The sequence below is a fragment of the Aquimarina rubra genome (assembly GCF_042684305.1).
GTDB lineage: Bacteria > Bacteroidota > Bacteroidia > Flavobacteriales > Flavobacteriaceae > Aquimarina > Aquimarina rubra.
This window is the reverse complement of sequence record NZ_JBHULE010000008.1, coordinates 320751-337153: the sequence shown is the minus strand read 5'-3', so window position 1 is coordinate 337153 and position 16403 is coordinate 320751. Positions and strand designations below refer to the sequence as shown.

The window sequence follows — 16403 nt, the reverse complement described above, 5'->3', positions numbered from 1 at the left end:
TCTCAACATTTAGAATGAAACGTATTAAGATTTTTGCTCCAGCTACCGTTGCCAATCTATCCTGTGGCTTTGATGTCCTGGGTTGTTGTTTGGATACAGTTGGGGATGAGATGATCATCTCTCTAAGTTCAGAACCCGGAGTAAGAATTACTAAGATCGAAGGAGCCGATTTACCCTTAGAAACAAAAAAGAACGTTGCAGGTGTAGCTGTAGAAGCTTTACTAAAGGATTACGAAGGTGCAATTGGTATTGAGATTGAGATTTATAAAAAAATCAAAGCTGGTAGCGGTATAGGCAGTAGTGCTGCAAGCAGTGCAGGTGCCGTTTGGGCTGTGAACCATCTGCTGGATCATCCTTTTTCTGCTCATAAATTGGTAGAATTTGCTATGGAAGGTGAAAAACTTGCCAGTGGAAATGCACATGCTGATAATGTAGCTCCTGCCCTATTGGGTGGATTTACATTAGTTCGAAGTTATGATCCATTGGATGTTATAAAACTGCATACACCAAAGGATTTAGTAATGACGGTTATCCATCCACAAATTGAAGTAAAAACTTCGGATGCCAGATCTGTAATCAAACAAAACGTAACGCTAAAGCAGGCAATTCATCAATGGGGAAATGTAGGAGGTCTTGTAACCGGTTTGTTTACAGAAGATTATGAACTTATCGGTCGTAGTCTTGAAGATGTGATTATAGAACCTATGCGGTCCATTTTGATTCCTGAATTTAAAAACGTCAAAAAAGTTGCTATTGCAAAGGGTGCTTTAGGATGTGGTATTTCGGGTTCAGGGCCTTCTATTTTTGCTTTAAGCAAAGGTATGGATACTGCAAAAAAAGTTGCAGAAGCCATTAAAGAAGTATACACAAAAACCGGACTTGATTTTGATATTCATATTTCTAAAATCAATAATGACGGTATAAAAATAATTAACTGATATGCAAGAAATAAAAAAAATAGCTACCGGTTCTCCTTGGGAAGATATTGTGGGATACTCTAGAGCTATCAAAATCGGTAATACTATTGAGGTTTCAGGTACAACCGCTCCGGGAGCCAATGAATATGAGCAAACAGTGGCCATTATTGAATCCGTAAAAAAAGTGCTTAACGACTTAGGTGCTGATTTGGATAATATCATTCGTACTAGAATATACTGTACCGATATTACCAAATGGGAAGAAATTGGTAAAGCTCACGGTGAATACTTCGGAAAAATAAAACCGGTCACTACAATGGTAGAAGTAGCGAAATTAATTGACCCAAATATCCTGGTAGAAATAGAGTTTTCTGCTATAGTTCCACAACAATAAGACAGCGTATTCATGCAATATTATAGTTTACATAACAACGCCCCTAAAGTATCTTTTTCTGAAGCGGTAATTAAAGGTTTAGCTCCGGACAAGGGATTATATTTTCCGGAAAAAATAACCCCATTACCCAAATCATTTTTTGATACTATCGAAAATCTGGATACTATAGAAATTGCTTTTCAAACTATTAAGCAATTTGTAGGTGATGAAATACCAGAAACAGAATTAAGAGATATCCTAACCGATGTATTAAGTTTTGATTTTCCGGTTGTCGATATCAAAGAAAACATTGGAACCTTAGAACTTTTTCATGGTCCAACCATGGCTTTTAAAGATGTAGGCGCCAGGTTTATGGCACGCTGCCTTGGATATTTTAACCGAAATAATGATAATAAAGTGACTGTACTTGTTGCTACTTCCGGAGATACTGGTGGAGCAGTTGCACAAGGTTTTTTAGGAGTAAAAGGTGTGGATGTAGTGATTTTATATCCATCCGGTAAAGTTAGTGACATACAAGAACGTCAACTTACTACTTTAGGTCAAAATATAACCGCATTAGAAGTAGATGGTGTATTTGATGATTGCCAGGATATGGTTAAAAAAGCCTTTTTGGATGAAACCATTACGGATCATATGCAGTTAACTTCAGCCAATTCTATTAATATCGCTAGATGGTTACCACAATTATTCTATTTTGTATTTGCTTATAAACAATTGAAAAGTAAAGGAAAGGATATTGTTTTTTCTGTTCCCAGTGGGAATTTTGGTAATATCTGCGCAGGGATTGTTGCCCATAAACTAGGACTACCTGTAAAACACTTTGTTGCCGCTACAAATGTAAATGATACTGTGGTCCGATATATGAAAACTTCTGATTATGATCCAAAACCTTCCAAGGCCACTATATCTAATGCCATGGATGTAGGTAATCCCAGTAACTTTATAAGAATCCAACAATTGTTTGATAATAATTTCGAATCCCTCAAAAATAGTTTTTCTGCCTATAGCTTTGACGATAATGCAACCAGAAAAGCTATGAAAGAAGTATACAGTCAAAATAAATATATAGCAGATCCGCACGGAGCTGTGGGATATTTGGGTTTGAAAGCGTATGGATTAGAAGAAAATGAATATGGTGTATTTCTTGAAACTGCACACCCGGTTAAGTTTTTGGATATTGTTGAAGAAACCCTGGAAACAAAACTTCAAATTCCTAAGCAAATTGAAAAAGTATTGAATAAGGAGAAGATAAGTGTCAAAACAAATGACTACAAAAAACTAAAAGAGTTTTTGCTACACTAGCAAAAACTCTTTTAAAAATATCGTTTTTTTAAATTCTTTACTTAGACAGAGATTTCATAACCTTATAAACGATCTCTGAGGTAGATGCAAGATACTTGAAATTTACAGTTGTATATTTATCTTCAGTCTGATGTACATATGGTGAATTATCGCCATTCATTAATTCTGCAGTAATTGTAATGGTTTCATACCCTAATTTAGAAAAGATTCTTGTTTCTGGAGTAGATACTCTTCTCTTAAATACAGGAACACCAGATTCTAATCGATAAGCTGACTCCAAACTTATGTTAGAAGCCAATAACTCTATAGCTCTATCTTCGTCGTTATCCCAACCTACATAATCAACACGATGCATAGAGTTTATATTGTACTTTTCATCTTGTAGTTTTTTTACAAACATTCTACAACCAATCATATTGGTTTCCTGCTGATCAAAAAAGACAATCATAAAATTAATACTTCTGTCGGCCAACTTTGTGAGTTTTTCGGTAACGTATAGTGTTAATGCTACTCCTGTGGCATTATGAACAGCTCCCGGGCTATCCTCTGCAGTATCATAATGTGCACCAAGTACTATATATTCATCACTCCCATTGGTGGCAGGAATCTCTGCATAGATATTAGCTCCATTATATTGATTCCCTTTTTTATCTTGCACATTATAACTATTACGATTTGGCTTAAGTCCGATTTCTTTTAAAGAATTGAACAAATAATCAGCGGTAGTTTTCCTTTCTGAATTACTAGAACGGCTCGATAATTTTTTCTTACCCTTTATTGGAATATGTCCTGTAAGTTTACCAACTATATCTTTTTGTATATTGATTATTTCTGCCTCTTTCGCATCATCCAGCGATTGTGCCATTGAAATCTGAATGCAAAAAATAAGTAGTAGTAATGTTTTAAACTTATATAATTTCATTTTAAAATTTTTGTATTCGTATTTTTCCTTCTTATAACAAATTTATAAAAAACAATATATAATTTTACAATTAGTATTTTTATTGCTTAAAATAACTATCTCGAAATGAGAAATTCAAAAACTATACCATTTTTCATTGTCCTATCATTAATTCTTATACAATGTAAAAAAGAACATAACGTTATTAATCTCCTATCGGCTCCTGATAACTGGAGAAAAGAGACCATAACATTTCCATTATCATTTGCCAAATCGCTAGAGCATAAAGGTACGGAATATGTTAGATTTGCACCTGGATGGGGCAAACAAGGTTCTGAAGAGTTTTTTTCTTATGCGTTTCTTTGGTATTTAGATAATGACCCTCAACTATCCAGTAATCGTTTAGAATCAGAACTGGAGATGTATTTCGATGGTTTGATGCAAGTAGTTTCTAACTCCGATGAGGATTCAGCTGAAGCCATTCCAAAAGCTAAAGCCTTTTTCGAAAAAGTTGATGATCATTCTTATGCCGGTAAAGTTATAACCTACGATGCATTTACCACAAAAAAAGAAGTACATCTAAATATAGTAGCTACCTATAATTATTGTGAGAATACTAATAAACATTTGGTACTATTTAAGATCTCTCCGCAACCTATTGATCACATTATTTGGGATAAGCTAAATAAAGTCAATCCAAATATAGACTGTATTTAAGATTTTTGTTAGATAAATAATTTAAGTTTTATTAGTTTTTTGGGCTTCTAAACGCAAAATTTATTATTTTTCTTTTCTAAAACATTTATTACTCATGAACGTCTGTTTTCTTATGTATCCTTGGGAAGAAATCGATCCTGAAAATGATACGAGTCTTACACTAATCCACGAATTTGCAAAGAGAGGGCACGGGGTAGCATTAGCAACACCCTCAAATCTTACTATCAGAGACAGTGTTACCTATTCTTTTTGCAAAGTTATTAATCGTCAGGATAAAGTTTCTTCTTCTATGAAGTCGTTTTATACTAAAACAACGTTTAGAGATGAGATGCTACCCTTAGCTGGGTTTGATGTAATTATTTTACGCAGTAATCCTCCTCTGGATATGATCATGCTTAATTTTCTGGATTCAATTAAGGATGATGTTTTTATTATGAATGATATAGATGGAATCAGAAGATCAAATAATAAACTTTATACAGCAGCATTTGACGATATTGACACGCATTTTATCCCAAGAACGCACGTTACTAAAAATAAGGACTATCTGATCAAAATGATCAAAGAATCTACACACGATAAAATGATTCTTAAGCCTCTTAATGGTTTTGGTGGTTCTGGTGTTATTTTGATTGAAAAAAGAGCGATGACCAGTATCCGTTCTCTATTAGATTTTTATATAGATAATAAAGATGGAACCACCAATTATGTTATCCTTCAGGATTATATTGAAGGTGCAGATCAGGGTGATGTTCGTATTTTAATCCTGAATGGAAAGCCAATCGGCGCTATGAGACGAGTTCCTGCCGAAGATGATCACAGATCAAATGTTACTGCCGGCGGTTCTGTTGTAAAACACTCTCTAACAAAACAAGAAAAAGAATTATGCCGTTTGATTGACCCTAAATTGGTTAAAGACGGGTTGTATTTTGTTGGGATTGATGTGATCAACGGTATGCTGGTAGAAGTCAATGTAATGAGCCCAGGCGGAATCACGTATATTAACAAAAAATATAAAGTAAGACTACAAGAAAAAGTAGTAGACTTTATAGAAGATAAAGTTGTGCAAAGAGTTAATAGGTTTGATAGAAAAGCCAAATTAAGAAAAACGGTAGACGATGCGTAGGCTTTCTATTAAAGATATGCTTGCCAAAATACAGGCCGAAGAACCTTTTCATGCAGTGTCTGAAGACTATTCGTTTACACTTAAAATAGATTCTTACTCCTATTATATTTGTGGAGCCGTCCACGACGGACATCAGTTTAGAAAAGAACTTTGGGCAAACTGTCTGCATACCGAATATGAGCGCTGGTATGAAGAAGATCCAGCTACCAAACAGATGGTACAAAGCCATCCTATCGTAATTGCAGGTTGCGACTCCAGATTCGAATATGATCTCAATAGAGATCCTGAAAATGCTATTTATGAAGATGCCTGGGGAAAACAATTATGGAAAAACTCCTTGAAATCAGAAACCAAAGAACGTTCATTACAAAAACATCATAATTTTTATCGTGTAGTTCACGCTTTAGTTTCCAAAATAGAATCTAAATATGGCGCCGCTGTTGTGTATGATATGCATTCATATAACTGGAGACGCTGGGATCGAGAAGTCCCTGTTGTGAACCTAGGAACTTCAAATATTGATAATGATCGTTTTTCTACGTTTGCAACTTCTTGGAGTAACGACTTGTCAGAAATTAAACTACCAAACGCCATAACAACTACAGCCGCTATCAATGATACGTTTCAGGGAAATGGATACTTTTTAAAATATATTACTAATCATTTTAACAATACCTTAGTCTTGGCTACCGAATTTTCAAAGATTTATTGCCACGAACTAGAATATATTATGTATCCTGAAGTAGTCAACAGCATTGAACAAGAACTAAAATTAAGGCTACCAAAACACGCAACATCTTTTTATCAAAGCTTTATTGATCCAAAGTAGTGTTTCTGAAAAGTTAATCTATTATTTTTGCTGTTATTAAAATAAGAATATGATCAAAGATGTCGTAGATACATACACAGATTTGTTTGAAATTGATCAAAATCTGGATAATTTGGTAAAGAATATTGAACTTCTTAATTACCTTAATCCATTGAATATTGAACAGGAAAAAAAGAGTTTCTTTGCCTGTAAATATCGTTTTAATCCAAAATTTAACTACCGAAAGATAAAATTTGATCCGTATAAGTTACAAGGTTTGTTTTTTAGTCAGCGATTAGAACGTATTGAAGATAAGGAGATTAGAACGTTATATCAGGATATTATCTATGAATACTCTGGATTGATTCAATGTATCGAAACTATAGGAAGTGGAAAAAACTTTTATTACAATTCATTAAAAGTATTTGGCACTCCAAAAGAACGTGATGTAGAAAATGCACGTTTCATTCTTCATTTCGAAGATGAACAGCCTGGAGAAGAACTTATAAAAAAACATTCGGCATCAGACGCTGAAGCATATTTTAGAAAATTTGCAGAACGCTATGATTTTGATTTTAATATTAAAAAATCTACACATATTTCTGCATCCGCAATGGTTCTAAACGCCTCTGAAACATTGGTCTTAAAGAAAAACTACAAGTTCAGTGATAATGAATTGCAGGTATTGGCAAACCACGAAATTGGAGTGCATATGGTAACCACCTTTAATGGAAAAAGCCAGCCGTTAAAAGTATTCTCTAATGGTTTTGTCAATAATACGGAAACACAAGAAGGCCTAGCGGTTTTTAGTGAATATATGTCTGGAAGCTTAACGCTAAAACGCATGAAAGAGCTGGCATATCGGGTAATAGCGGCTGATAGTTTAATTAAAGGGTATGATTTTAAAGACACCTTTGACTTACTGTATAGTCAATATAAACTAAATAGAGAAACAGCCTGGCAAATTACATTAAGAGCGCATCGCGGCGGCGGATTTACTAAGGATTATCTATATCTTACAGGACTCAAAAAAATATATGATTATTACCATAGCAATCAAGATATGAGTCTTTTACTAACTGGTAAAGTAACACTGGAAAATAAAAAAAATATTCTTAGACTACAGCAACTGGGGTTGGCTGATAAAGGAACTCATATGACAGATTCTTTTGCACAAAACCTGAATACTAATAAAAAATTAGATTTTATTCTTAGTAACCTAAAATAGATATTGCAGCAGCTTTTAAAATAAAAAAGTTATTCTGATATCCTTTCAAAACTAAATATTATGCAAAAGGTAATCTTATTCTTAACGATTCTTTTTATTGCGGGATGTCTATCTGAAAAAAAAGAAAAGAAAACAAATATCCTTACTGAAAATATTGTGGTTTCAAAATCTTCTACCTCCAAACCTGAAATAGAAGATACCTTAAGTAACGACAAAAAAACTGAGAATCAAGAAACCAAAGATTCTATTGTAGTTACTCATAAATTAACGGAGCCTGAAAAAGAAACTGAACTAACTGAACTAACTGAAGAAACTGAAGAAACTGAAGAAACTGAAGAAACTGAAGAAACTGAAGAAACTGAAGAAACTGAAGAAACTGAAAGTAACATTGAGAAATCAACTCCTTTAAACGAAGAGAAAAAAGAAGAGATCGTTGAAACAGAAATTAAAAAAATCAGGCCCGATCATACAACATGGAATTTATTGACAAAAAAATATGTTTCTGCTACGGGAAAAGTAAATTATAACGATTTTAAATCAGACATTACTAAAATAGAAGAGTATTTATCTCATCTTGAGAAGATGCCACCAAAGAATGATTGGACTAATAATGAAAAATTAGCCTATTGGTTTAACCTTTATAATGCTGCTACGGTTTATTTAATAGTCAAAGCTTATCCAATAAAAAGTATTAAAGATATCAATGGAGGAAAGCCTTGGGATCAAAAATTTATAAAGTCAGGAGATAGAATTTACTCGTTAAACCAAATAGAAAACACCATTGTTCGTCCCAATTTTAACGAACCAAGATTACACGTGGCTTTTAATTGTGCTGCGGTGTCTTGCCCAAAATTATTAAATGAAGCCTTCACTCCTACCAAACTTAATCAGCAGTTAAACACACTATCCAAAACCTGGATTAATGATCCCGACAAAAATAAAATCACCGAGAACAGTATAGGAATCAGCAAGATATTCGAATGGTATGTTGTTGATTTTAAAAAGGGTGTTATTCCTTTTATTAACAAGTACTCAAACACAAAAGCTAATGATTCAGCAAAAGTTCGGTACTTAGAGTATAACTGGGATTTGAATGATTAATTATGCTGATAAGGATTGGCATTTTTAGACCAGGTTAATGTTGTACTATCTTGTACTTGCATAACATTTTCCGGTACATCTTGATAGTAAGGTCTTCCTTTATCAAATCCTCTCGAAATAAATTGAACTTCTCCATTACTCATAATATTAATCGTACTGTAACCAAAAAAAGCAGCTGGTCCATCACTACCGCCGTTTCCTGCAATGATCTGGTAGGTTCCTTCCCCATTTGGTTGCATCCTTTGATAGTCGTGTACGTGTGCCGATAGCATCGCTGCAACTTTATTCTTCTGCAATTCAGGCCAAAGCACGGGACCTTCAGGAAATCCTTTATGTCCTGTTTCCGGTTTACCATCTACATAGTACGGTTTATGACCTAGCACAAAAATATGATCTATATCAGGGTTTTGTTTGTATTGTTCAATTTGATTAATAATCCATTGCGTAGGTATCAAACCTTCAAAACCATAAGGGTTTTCTTTGGTTGGTGGGTTATAAGTATCCGTATTCATTACTACAAATCCCACATTGTTCCGAGAAAAGGAAAACGTCATCTGATTCACTAGGCTATCGTTTCCTGTGATATGGTTTCGATCAGTAGGCATATATGGTTTCATATATTTCATCCATACCGAAGTAGCACCTGCCAAAGGGTATTCCTTATCATCCTTTGTATTATAAAACAACATTTCGTGATTTCCCGGAACTGCAACTAATTCTATTCCGGAATCACTAATGGTGCTAAAAGCCTTGTCTTCATATAATTGTACCCAAGCTTTTAATTGTGTGTCTAAATTAATAGTATCCGATTCTGCTAAGACCAAATCACCTAAAAAGAAAAATAAAGATGGTTTTTGTTTTAGGGTTGTTACATCATCAAAAATCCGTTTTAATACAGAAAGATTTGCTGTAGATACATTCGTAGCACTATCATTGTGCCAATCTCCGTACTGAACTCTATTACAACCAACGAAAGAGAAACTGAATACTGCAGAATCTTTTACAACTTCAATATTTCCTGAAGTAATTGGCTTTTTTTTATTGTGCTTATCACAACCACCAAAAAAAATTGTAGATGTTAGTAATACTGTAAGAAGAACTATGTTGAACCTTATCATTTTAATATAGTTTTAAGAGCTATAAAACTAATACGATTATATCGTTTATATATGAGTATAAATACGTGAATTTCAAAACTAAAAAATCTAAAAAATGATTAGTTTTACTCTCTTCTTAATCCGAAGAGCTAAGATCATTATAGGTGTCTACGGTCCAGGTATGATTACATTTTTTACAATTAAAATAATGACGAATGTTTTCTTTATCAGAATCTTCAAAATCTATACCTAGAGATTCTGTTTTTGTAATTCTCGTCTTAAAAAAACTGCTATTGCATCTAGAGCATTTTCTATACTCATATAGGTCTAAAAAGAACTCTTTTAGTATGATAAATACAAAAAACGCTATAACAATCCCCAATATGATATTTGTTATTATATCCTTCATCCTTTATAAATTAATAATAAGATAAATTAGCCCTCATTATTCTCTGAAAGCCATTCTTCTATTGCAGGAGGTGGTGGCGGTGGTGGGATGATCCCAAATGAATCTGCCCAAAAATCTCTTTTACAGCTTTTTATAGTATATGATTTGATAAAAGAAAACCACCATTTCTTGAACCCAGCATGATCTTTTAAAATTCTATTATTTATAACAGAAACCTTTTGAGAATTAGCATCATACTTAAACGCAAGCTGAAATACAAATAGATAATCACTTAAACCCCAATCGGTTCCATTATCGATCCACTTATTAGCATAAATAGTATATATGTATTCATCACCATAGGGATTATAGAAAATGTTAGGTTGACTTAGTGTATACTTCTCATGTTTCATCACCTCATCCTCTAATACTTCTATAAGATAATTTAGATTTGGTATATCGATAAAAACCTTTTGTAACTTTTCTACATTAGATTCCTCAATGAGCTCTGTAATACTTTCACCTTTCTCTAAACAAGCAAGAACCGCTTTTTTTTCCGTCACACCATTATCAGTACAGGAAAAAAGGATAATTAATATCGTAAAAATTAAAAAAATGTTTTTCAATGTATCTGGTAATAAGTTTGATTATACGGAGGTAATATAAATACAAAAAGTATTATTTTTCTCATATTATGATTAACTATAAGTTTTTTTAATTACCATTCTGGAGTTGCAAACGAGATTAATTCATCTTCCAGTGTAGCACCAACATATCCATATCCTTTTAGATAATAAAAAAGGAATGTATTTTCTTTAAATTTTCCTTCTAACACCATTAACTTTTTATACTTACAATAAGGAGTAGCGAGCTTTCCATCATATGAAACAATCGTATATTTTGCCTCTTTATCTGATGTTAACCACGAATCTCCTGCCTTATGTAAACTATTGTATCTAAGCGTTTCATCACTTCCGTCAGGCTCATATTGGAAAACGGTTCCTAACTCTTCACGTAACAGCATCTCTACTTTTTGCCCGTTTTCCCATGCTTGTTCATACTTTATATATTTTTTACCATCAATTACTTTTTCTTCTTTTTTAGTTTCAAAGTAAAATGTGTTTCCCCAAACAAGTTTCTTTTTCTTAACGGATAGTGGAAAATAACTTCCCGTAACATCTCCCCCACAGAAACTTTGTCCTTCTTTCTGCGAATAACCATTAACTATTATAAATGATGAAAGTATAATTAGGCAAATTATATTTTTCATAGTTTATTTTAAAATGATGATACAAACATAATAACAATGAATGTATTTGATTCCTACTTCTTTTTTAAATCTTCTAATTCTTTTTCGGTAAAGGATCTGAACGCAAATTTATAACCTTCATAGCCAGCAATACCATAAAATAAAACATCCATTGCACTAAATGTCTCCTGCATCATAGGAATCAGTAATGAGTAATCAAATAACAGAAGGGTTTCTATGTATTCTAGATTTTCTAAATTGGCAATTGTCCCAATAATACTAAAGAAATTTCCAAGAAAACAGCTCAAAACAGCAACAATAGCTCCTGTAATTCCAAAAATCTGATCCACTCCTTTGCCTGCATATCTGATTGATAAACCAACACCTGCTCCAATAGCTAATGCCACATACCCTATCTGATACCCTGTTGCCAATGTGATTGCACCCCACAATAAAGCACCAATAATCCCAACAAAAATACCTGACATAAGCCCTATTGGAAAATTTTGTTCTACTCGTAGTTTCTCTAAAACTTTATCAGATATTAGACTTTTTACTACCTGATTATTCAGTTCTTCCGTATCATCAAATCGTTCTTCATAGGTAGGATCTAATACAAAGTCTCTGCAATCGTTAATGAAATTTGCCTTTTCTTTAGTCAATGCACACACCAAACCTTGTTTAAGGTCCATTTCTCGATTAGTACACTTTTTACAAAATGCTAAATGTTCTTCTCTTGTCATATTGGTTAGTTCGTTATTATTAAAATAAATACTCATCAGTTACTACTATTCTAAGAAGTAAAGGAGTCATCGCATATGTAAGTGCCATATTTAGACAAATTGTTACCTCCTTTTACGCTGTTTTTTTTAGAAATTATTGCAATCTGTTGCTGTAGACATATATCTATTGAAGAACACTAAGACTTTCTGAATCATAATCAATGTATATGCCCAGGTGTATATTATTAAAATATTCACGGAAGTTTTATAACCAAGACAAAGTATAAACTGGTGAATCGATATTGTAAAATCGATCAAACCGTACAATTTACTGAGATGAATTCTTTAATTAGAGAAAATTTGTACAAGAATTATATCATTTCACCAGCAGTTTTCACTTTTTTACCTGCGATATTCCCTAAACCATCATAACTGGCATATTTATACAAGTCATGTAATGTGGGATAATTAAACACCGTAGAGATCAAGTGATCAAGTGTTTTCTTTTCTTGTACCAATTGCATACCAAAGTGTATTAATTCTGTGGCAAAATGCCCCATAATATGAACGCCTTTTATCACTTTGGACTTTTTATCAAAAATTAATTTTAGGTATCCGTTATCATTATCACCCATAATCTTTCCTCTTGCAGTATCTCTAAAATAGCTATAACCAACACCATAATCTATATTGCTACTCTTGGCCTGTTCTTCTGTAATCCCAACCATAGAGACTTCAGGGACTGTATAAATACCATATGGAAAAACATCTGCCAATGATTCTAAATCTGCAGTATTAAACATATGAGTCACTGCGATCCGACCTTGTTCCATACTGGTACTTGCCAAAGCAGGAAAACCTATAACATCCCCAACAGCATAAATATTAGGTATATTGGTCTGAAACTTATCGTTGACTAACACGGTTTCTCTTTTACCGGTTTCTAATCCGATTCCTGCGCAGTTTAATCCTCTGATATTTCCGCTTCGTCCCGCTGCAAATAAAAACATCTCTACATTGAGATATTCTCCGGATCTCAATTTTAACCTCAGTGGTTGCATCTCATCTTCAGAAACTTCAAATTCCACTACCGAATTATTAAACAAAATTTTAATTTCATTCTTTCGCATTTGTTCTACAAGCGCTTCAGAAATTTCTGAATCTAGGAATCCTAATATCTTGTCATGATCATTGACAATAAAGGTTTTCACACCCATAGCTCCGAAAATAGTAGCATATTCGCAGCCAATTACTCCGGCTCCTAATACACAAATAGATTTTGGAAATCGTTTTATGTTAAGAATAGAATCAGAATCCAATACTCGTTTGTTATCAAACGGAATGTTTTCTGGGTGATATGGATAGGATCCGGTAGCAATTAGAATGTATTTTCCTTCAATAATTTGCTCCAGTTCGCCTGTTATTATTATATGCGTAGTGTCAATAAAACTTGCAAAACCTTCAAAGACTTCTATTCCGTGTTTCTTTAGATTATATGCAACGGCTTTGTGCATATGATTAGTTACTACATTTTTACGATACAAAAAATCATGAACTCCTGTCGCTCTTCCGATTTCTTTATCTACTCCAAATACGCCTTTCTGATATATCCCGGAAAGGTACAACGCGGTCTCTTTTAAAGTTTTGGATGGTAAAGTTCCTGTTTGAACTCCTGCGCCTCCGTACTTACGTTCCTTTTCTATGATAGCCACTTTATATCCAAAATATGCTGCCTTTGCAGCGGCTTTTTCACCGGCTGGACCTGAGCCAATGACAATAAGATCAAATTTCTTTTTCATTCACTATTATTTGGTAATCATATGTGTTATTTCATCCCAGGAGGATGTTTTCTTTTCTAAATAATTTTCACATCTCTCAAAAAAGATTTCAACAGCTCGATCCTTAGGATTTTCTCTATGTAATTCAGAAAATATTACAGCTGCTTCTCTAATCTTTTTATTTTCTATGAATTTTATTCCCTTATTATACATTTTTAGCTGGGTTATCTTCATCCTTTCACCCGGAGCTATGAATTCGTATACTGATAATGTTTTCGTTTTTCCTTTTACTTTCACCGTATCCAGAAATCTATAGTGAAACGCCTTTTTATTCTTCAGCTTTGACAAGGTATGTTCTGTTCCTATAACCTTGGCATCATAATATTTGGTAAGCCCTTCGACTCGTGAAGCTGTGTTTACCGCATCAGAAATCACGGTCGTTTCCAGCCTATGATCGTGACCAATCGTTCCCAGAATTAATTTACCCGTATGAATCCCGGTTCCTATTTGTATGGGGAGTGCTATATTTTTCTGAAGTCTTTGGTTATATTCTTCGATAAAGTCTTCAAACTCAAAAACCGTTTGTATGGCTGCATCCGGGTTATCAGGGAATAGCGCCATCACAGAATCTCCGATAAACTTATCTATAAAACCTCCATTTCGTTGAATAATTGGGACGATTCCACTAAGATATTCATTAAGGAAATCAAAGTTTTCCTGAGGGCTTAATAACTCAGAAATTTTAGTAAACTCTCTGATATCAGAGAAGACTACTGTCATTTCTCGTTCTACCTGATCTCCTAACTGTACTTCTTCGATACTCTCCCGACCCAAGTTCTGTAAAAATTCTTCGGGTACAAAACGACTGTTTGCCTCACTAAGTCGAAGTAATCGTTTATTTGCGGTAGCTAATTCTTCAGTACGTTCATCCACCTTTTGCTTGAAAAATTTTAATCTAGAAATAACTTCATCCTTCAAAAAGGAAAAATTACGAGTAAGACTTCCTATTTCATCATCCGTACGAATTAGTGGATGTTCTGTTTCTAATGTAAAGTTACTATCTACAAATCGCGTAATATGTTTTGTGAGTTCTGTAAGCGGTTTTGTAATCTTTCTGGAGATTAGTGTGCTGATCAAAATACTCACAATTAATAATAGAAAAGCTATCACCCCAAAATAAATGGTCAGTTGTTTAAACTCTGCTTTTGCCCATTCTTCTGTATACAAAACGAGGTTACTAAAATCCTCCTCGCAAATCGTAATCTTCTGATCCAGATTTTGTTTCAAGCCAGAATTATCCCGTATGCCAATACGTTGATCAAGCTTTACTAATTGGATAAACTTATTACGGTATCCATCCAGATAATAAAGAATAGCATCCTTTCGAGCTCTGGATATACTTCTATCATCGACAATTTGTTTCCTTAATTTAGTTACGAGTGCATTGAGCCTAGTTACATAAACTGATTCATTTCGCATGATATAATCCTTCTCATATCTTCTTAAATAAAGAATATCCTCTGTAGCGATCTCATCAATTTGCTCCAGCCAGTGCGCATCCTTTCTCATAGAGCCTTCCAAATTAAAGTTTTTATACCCTCTGGCCTGGATTTGCTCAATAAGTTCTAAAAATACAGCGTCTATCTCTGTGATATCAGATTTTATGAATTCGATCCCTCCTATTAAAGCTGATTCTTCTTCAAAATCTAATTGCATTAAATATGATCGTGTACTGTCTAACAAGGTGAGGTATTGATCTAAATACTGATTGTCTCCCGTTTTAAAGAATTGAGGGTCTCTACTTGCGTGGCTAAAAAAGTCTTGTTGTGCTTTTACACTTTTTAAAAGCATTACATAAGACTTTTCAATCGCCTCAGTACGTTTTAATACAGTTTCTCGTTTTTGAAGATAGGTAATAGAGAGCATGATAATCACAAAGCTAAAGCTGATGAAAACCAGAAACCAAAATAACAATCGATGACGAAAAGTACGAAACATCTGATAGTATTAAACTTTGATATTAACTAAAGCACCCTAGTGCATAAACATCTCATAGAAGAGTAAGTAGCTCACAATTTGGTTCAAAACTATTGCTACTACAATATACTTAAGTTTACGCTCTTTTTGTGTGTTTTTGGCTACAATTATTAAAACTTTATATAAACAATTAGGTTATAACAGCCTGAATTAATATCTTTTAGCTATGGTCTTTAGTCTGATTCTCATAGCACATTGGATAGGAGATTTTGCGCTGCAAAGTTCCAAAATGGCATTGCGAAAAAGCGAAGGAATTAAGTGGCTCAGCATCCATGTTACGGTATATATGATTGTACTGGGGATATTTTCTGTTTTCTTGTTCTCTTTAAAAACTGCCATTGTTTATGTTTTAATTAATACTTTTTTACACGGCCTAACTGATTTTTTTACCAGTAAACTTACTAGCAGTTATCGAGAAAATCCCAGAATCTTTTTTCCTCTTCTTGGCTTAGATCAAATGATTCACGGTATTACCTTATACCTAACCTATATCAACCTCAAGGTTTTAGTGATGTTCTAAAGATCAATCAAGTTATAATTTTAATAAAACATTATAATTTTTAGGGAAATTTTCCTGTAATAATAATTTTATTTATCTGTTTATTATAAAAGAAAGACATACATCGTGAGTGTCTTTA

17 protein-coding genes are annotated in these 16403 nt (G+C 33.6%); 9 read left to right on the top strand and 8 right to left on the bottom strand.

All coding sequences use genetic code 11. The annotated features are described in order from the left end of the window. Positions 1 to 14: 14 nt before the first annotated feature. From ACFSR1_RS05750 to thrC, 3 genes are read left to right on the top strand one after another with little or no spacing between them, the layout of a single operon-like run. Positions 15 to 938 carry a homoserine kinase gene (locus tag ACFSR1_RS05750; RefSeq protein WP_378290520.1) on the top strand — a complete coding sequence of 308 codons (924 nt, stop codon included), beginning with the start codon at positions 15 to 17 and terminating at the stop codon, positions 936 to 938. A gap of 1 nt (position 939) precedes the next feature. Beyond that, positions 940 to 1311: a RidA family protein gene (locus ACFSR1_RS05745; protein ID WP_378290518.1), complete on the top strand. Its 372-nt coding sequence runs from the start codon at positions 940 to 942 to the stop codon at positions 1309 to 1311. 12 nt (positions 1312 to 1323) lie between these two features. Further along, positions 1324 to 2613, top strand: coding sequence for a threonine synthase (gene thrC, locus ACFSR1_RS05740; protein ID WP_378290516.1), 1290 nt, complete (start codon positions 1324 to 1326; stop codon positions 2611 to 2613). A 37-nt stretch (positions 2614 to 2650) separates the two neighbouring features. On the opposite strand, the gene ACFSR1_RS05735 is transcribed toward thrC, so the two are convergent. After that, a complete protein-coding gene (locus tag ACFSR1_RS05735) occupies positions 2651 to 3535 on the bottom strand; it encodes a M28 family metallopeptidase (protein WP_378290514.1) in 885 nt (294 codons plus the stop codon). A gap of 105 nt (positions 3536 to 3640) precedes the next feature. On the opposite strand from ACFSR1_RS05735, the gene ACFSR1_RS05730 reads away from it, so the two are divergent. The 5 genes from ACFSR1_RS05730 to ACFSR1_RS05710 all read left to right on the top strand — a co-directional run bounded on the left by ACFSR1_RS05730 (position 3641) and on the right by ACFSR1_RS05710 (position 8494). Continuing rightward, positions 3641 to 4231: a hypothetical protein gene (locus ACFSR1_RS05730; protein ID WP_378290512.1), complete on the top strand. Its 591-nt coding sequence runs from the start codon at positions 3641 to 3643 to the stop codon at positions 4229 to 4231. Between the two features lie 94 nt (positions 4232 to 4325). Then, a complete protein-coding gene (gene gshB, locus ACFSR1_RS05725) occupies positions 4326 to 5357 on the top strand; it encodes a glutathione synthase (RefSeq protein ID WP_378290510.1) in 1032 nt (343 codons plus the stop codon). Then, positions 5350 to 6186 (top strand): N-formylglutamate amidohydrolase, encoded by an 837-nt coding sequence (locus ACFSR1_RS05720; RefSeq protein ID WP_378290508.1) that lies wholly within the window; start codon positions 5350 to 5352, stop codon positions 6184 to 6186. Before gshB ends, ACFSR1_RS05720 begins: the two co-directional genes overlap by 8 nt. Positions 6187 to 6235: 49 nt before the next feature. Beyond that, positions 6236 to 7393 (top strand): flavohemoglobin expression-modulating QEGLA motif protein, encoded by a 1158-nt coding sequence (locus ACFSR1_RS05715; protein WP_378290506.1) that lies wholly within the window; start codon positions 6236 to 6238, stop codon positions 7391 to 7393. 60 nt (positions 7394 to 7453) lie between these two features. Next, positions 7454 to 8494: a DUF547 domain-containing protein gene (locus ACFSR1_RS05710; RefSeq protein WP_378290504.1), complete on the top strand. Its 1041-nt coding sequence runs from the start codon at positions 7454 to 7456 to the stop codon at positions 8492 to 8494. On the opposite strand, the gene ACFSR1_RS05705 is transcribed toward ACFSR1_RS05710, so the two are convergent. The 7 genes from ACFSR1_RS05705 to ACFSR1_RS05675 form a co-directional block, all read right to left on the bottom strand. Continuing rightward, entirely contained in the window at positions 8491 to 9612 is a 1122-nt protein-coding gene (locus ACFSR1_RS05705) for a metallophosphoesterase (protein WP_378290502.1), read from the bottom strand. The two genes, ACFSR1_RS05710 and ACFSR1_RS05705, sit on opposite strands and share 4 nt — an antisense overlap. 115 nt (positions 9613 to 9727) lie before the next feature. Continuing rightward, positions 9728 to 10000 carry a hypothetical protein gene (locus ACFSR1_RS05700; protein WP_378290500.1) on the bottom strand — a complete coding sequence of 91 codons (273 nt, stop codon included), beginning with the start codon at positions 9998 to 10000 and terminating at the stop codon, positions 9728 to 9730. A gap of 26 nt (positions 10001 to 10026) precedes the next feature. Then, on the bottom strand, positions 10027 to 10605 hold the full coding sequence (locus ACFSR1_RS05695) for a hypothetical protein (RefSeq protein ID WP_378290498.1): 579 nt from the start codon (positions 10603 to 10605) through the stop codon (positions 10027 to 10029). A 92-nt stretch (positions 10606 to 10697) separates the two neighbouring features. Beyond that, positions 10698 to 11249, bottom strand: coding sequence for a hypothetical protein (locus ACFSR1_RS05690; protein WP_378290496.1), 552 nt, complete (start codon positions 11247 to 11249; stop codon positions 10698 to 10700). A gap of 53 nt (positions 11250 to 11302) precedes the next feature. Continuing rightward, positions 11303 to 12007 carry a hypothetical protein gene (locus ACFSR1_RS05685; RefSeq protein ID WP_378290494.1) on the bottom strand — a complete coding sequence of 235 codons (705 nt, stop codon included), beginning with the start codon at positions 12005 to 12007 and terminating at the stop codon, positions 11303 to 11305. 314 nt (positions 12008 to 12321) lie between these two features. Further along, positions 12322 to 13749, bottom strand: coding sequence for a Si-specific NAD(P)(+) transhydrogenase (gene sthA, locus ACFSR1_RS05680; protein WP_378290492.1), 1428 nt, complete (start codon positions 13747 to 13749; stop codon positions 12322 to 12324). Between the two features lie 6 nt (positions 13750 to 13755). Continuing rightward, the gene (locus tag ACFSR1_RS05675) at positions 13756 to 15726 is read right to left on the bottom strand and encodes an adenylate/guanylate cyclase domain-containing protein (RefSeq protein ID WP_378290490.1); all 1971 of its coding nucleotides are present in this window, start codon (positions 15724 to 15726) and stop codon (positions 13756 to 13758) included. A 205-nt stretch (positions 15727 to 15931) separates the two neighbouring features. Between ACFSR1_RS05675 and ACFSR1_RS05670 the strand changes: the two genes are divergently transcribed. After that, complete coding sequence (locus ACFSR1_RS05670; RefSeq protein WP_378290488.1) at positions 15932 to 16285, top strand: DUF3307 domain-containing protein; 354 nt, start codon at positions 15932 to 15934, stop codon at positions 16283 to 16285. The last annotated feature ends 118 nt before the right edge of the window (positions 16286 to 16403 follow it).

Coding starts and splice junctions, on each gene's coding strand:
- sthA (WP_378290492.1), bottom strand. CDS start 13,749: ATGAAAAAGAAATTTGATCTTATTGTCATTGGCTCAGGTCCAGCCGGT.
- ACFSR1_RS05715 (WP_378290506.1), top strand. CDS start 6,236: ATGATCAAAGATGTCGTAGATACATACACAGATTTGTTTGAAATTGAT.
- ACFSR1_RS05750 (WP_378290520.1), top strand. CDS start 15: ATGAAACGTATTAAGATTTTTGCTCCAGCTACCGTTGCCAATCTATCC.
- ACFSR1_RS05710 (WP_378290504.1), top strand. CDS start 7,454: ATGCAAAAGGTAATCTTATTCTTAACGATTCTTTTTATTGCGGGATGT.
- ACFSR1_RS05675 (WP_378290490.1), bottom strand. CDS start 15,726: ATGTTTCGTACTTTTCGTCATCGATTGTTATTTTGGTTTCTGGTTTTC.
- ACFSR1_RS05700 (WP_378290500.1), bottom strand. CDS start 10,000: ATGAAGGATATAATAACAAATATCATATTGGGGATTGTTATAGCGTTT.
- ACFSR1_RS05690 (WP_378290496.1), bottom strand. CDS start 11,249: ATGAAAAATATAATTTGCCTAATTATACTTTCATCATTTATAATAGTT.
- ACFSR1_RS05670 (WP_378290488.1), top strand. CDS start 15,932: ATGGTCTTTAGTCTGATTCTCATAGCACATTGGATAGGAGATTTTGCG.
- gshB (WP_378290510.1), top strand. CDS start 4,326: ATGAACGTCTGTTTTCTTATGTATCCTTGGGAAGAAATCGATCCTGAA.
- thrC (WP_378290516.1), top strand. CDS start 1,324: ATGCAATATTATAGTTTACATAACAACGCCCCTAAAGTATCTTTTTCT.
- ACFSR1_RS05735 (WP_378290514.1), bottom strand. CDS start 3,535: ATGAAATTATATAAGTTTAAAACATTACTACTACTTATTTTTTGCATT.
- ACFSR1_RS05720 (WP_378290508.1), top strand. CDS start 5,350: ATGCGTAGGCTTTCTATTAAAGATATGCTTGCCAAAATACAGGCCGAA.
- ACFSR1_RS05705 (WP_378290502.1), bottom strand. CDS start 9,612: ATGATAAGGTTCAACATAGTTCTTCTTACAGTATTACTAACATCTACA.
- ACFSR1_RS05745 (WP_378290518.1), top strand. CDS start 940: ATGCAAGAAATAAAAAAAATAGCTACCGGTTCTCCTTGGGAAGATATT.
- ACFSR1_RS05730 (WP_378290512.1), top strand. CDS start 3,641: ATGAGAAATTCAAAAACTATACCATTTTTCATTGTCCTATCATTAATT.
- ACFSR1_RS05685 (WP_378290494.1), bottom strand. CDS start 12,007: ATGAGTATTTATTTTAATAATAACGAACTAACCAATATGACAAGAGAA.